This window comes from Pseudoalteromonas sp. HM-SA03, from assembly GCF_002289345.1.
GTDB lineage: Bacteria > Pseudomonadota > Gammaproteobacteria > Enterobacterales > Alteromonadaceae > Pseudoalteromonas.
Map to the genome: position 1 here is coordinate 1 of NZ_NSDG01000043.1, position 1,805 is coordinate 1,805.

The window sequence follows — 1,805 nt, forward strand, 5'->3', positions numbered from 1 at the left end:
CAAGACCTAGGTAAACAATCCGCCACGGAAGTTAAAAACATAGTCAAAGGCCTGCGCGATTCACTTGATGACATGTCTACCAGTTGGCACTACGACCTACTGCTTCCAGACGCCGCTATCGAAGGCATGCAAGCCACGGTAAAACGCCTAGACGACGTCACCCCAAAAATCGACCAGCATATGCAACAAGCCGCCCAAGAAATCGGACAGCGAGTTAATAAAGCACTGGATGAGTATCTGGGTCAATCACCAATTCGAGGCGTCACTGATAAGCCCACCAAAGCCAAAGCCGATGAGTTGGAACCACCAAAAGGGAATGAGCTGCCGGGGGCTAAAAGCAATAGCTCAAATAATATAAAGACTAAGAAAGCTCGTAAGATATCGAGCCGCTTGAAATACCTTGGTAAAACACCAAGTAAAACATCTCGCACTGGTAAAGAGGTCATTGCTAGGATGCGCAAAGAAGGTAAGATAAGAGATAAATTCGGTAAAACCCTGTTTAAAGACAGCAAAGGAAATTGGCACCCGCTTTCACAAGCAGACATGGCACATGACCCGACAGATGCAGTAAGGTGGTGGAATACGAAAGGCAGGCAATATGGCGCAAAGTCGAAAGAAGTTAGGGAGTGGATGCTTGACCCAAATAACTATACATTGGACCATTACAGCCTAAACCGTTCAGCGGGAGCTAAGTTAAAAGAAACCTATTTACCCCCAATTAATAAGTTGAAAAAATGAAAGAATTAGATGAAAAATTAAGTGATGAGATTAATGAAAAATTTAATCGTTCTCTGGAGTTTAGAGACAGAGGAAAAATAGATGAGTCATTTGTTGAAATGCAAGAAGCTATCGAATTAATCCCCTCACCGAAGAGCCAGTGGTCAGAATCATTAATTATTATTACTTCAGCTTGTGAACACTTTATTACCATAGAGAAGCTTGCTGAGGCCGAGGCACTAATTGATGAGTACTTAACTTCAGACTTTTGCATTTCATATGATGATAGCCCAAGCTTCATAAAGGGAATTATATTATTTGAAATGGGTAACTTTAAACAAGCATATGAATGGTTTGCTAAAGCCAATTCTATTTCACGGGGCAGATGCTTTGTAGAACAACCTAAAAAATACAAAACTTTCTTTAATGAGTATAACCAATGAATGTACATGACCAGATAGAAGAGTATTGCGAGCAAGGTAATGACCTTTTTGATGAAGAGGATTTTCAAGGCGCAATGACGCTCTGGAAAAAAGCTTTCGATTTACTCTCTAACCCAGATGAAGAGTGGGAGCAAGCCGTTTGGCTTAAAGTATCTATTGGGGATAGTTATTATATGCTTGATGAATATCAACAATCCCTCGATTCAATGTTAGATGCATTAAACTACCCTGAAGCACTCGACAACCCATTTATTCACTTTAGAGCTGGCCAGTGTCATTATCAGTTAGGTGATAAAGAGCGCAGTAAAAATGCTTTACTTAAGGCCTATATGTTAGCTGGAAAAGAAATTTTTGAAGACCATGGAGAGGATGGGCTTTTTTATTACGACTTTTTAAAGTCTGAAATCAAGTTATAAACCAGTTTTACGCAAAGGACAGCACATGACAGTTAGCATATACATCGTGCAATATTTTGTTCGATATATTTACCACAAAATTCAAGAGCCTTGGCTTAAGTGCCACACAAAATATCACCCTTAAGGCGGGTCGCAGTCATCGCAGTGTTATCCAAAGTGATATAAACCTCAAGGCAGACAACAACCTCACCATCACCGCGCCGGCGGGAAGTCAAATCATTCAAAGCCA

General features: G+C 40.7%; 3 protein-coding genes. All 3 read left to right on the forward strand.

The features are described from left to right. Positions 1-72 precede the first annotated feature (72 nt). Genes CKO50_RS08140 through CKO50_RS08150 form a run of 3 tightly spaced genes read left to right on the forward strand, consistent with a single transcriptional unit; the run spans position 73 to position 1,576 of the window. Complete coding sequence (locus CKO50_RS08140) at positions 73-738, forward strand: GH-E family nuclease (RefSeq protein ID WP_095727752.1); 666 nt, start codon at positions 73-75, stop codon at positions 736-738. After that, on the forward strand, positions 735-1,160 hold the full coding sequence (locus CKO50_RS08145) for a hypothetical protein (protein WP_010370314.1): 426 nt from the start codon (positions 735-737) through the stop codon (positions 1,158-1,160). Before CKO50_RS08140 ends, CKO50_RS08145 begins: the two co-directional genes overlap by 4 nt. Further along, positions 1,157-1,576: a tol-pal system YbgF family protein gene (locus tag CKO50_RS08150; RefSeq protein ID WP_095727751.1), complete on the forward strand. Its 420-nt coding sequence runs from the start codon at positions 1,157-1,159 to the stop codon at positions 1,574-1,576. Before CKO50_RS08145 ends, CKO50_RS08150 begins: the two co-directional genes overlap by 4 nt. The last annotated feature ends 229 nt before the right edge of the window (positions 1,577-1,805 follow it).

Bases quoted from the DNA above. Each gene is read 5' to 3' on its own strand.
- CKO50_RS08150 (WP_095727751.1), top strand. From the start codon at position 1,157: ATGAATGTACATGACCAGATAGAAGAGTATTGCGAGCAAGGTAATGAC.
- CKO50_RS08140 (WP_095727752.1), top strand. From the start codon at position 73: ATGTCTACCAGTTGGCACTACGACCTACTGCTTCCAGACGCCGCTATC.
- CKO50_RS08145 (WP_010370314.1), top strand. From the start codon at position 735: ATGAAAGAATTAGATGAAAAATTAAGTGATGAGATTAATGAAAAATTT.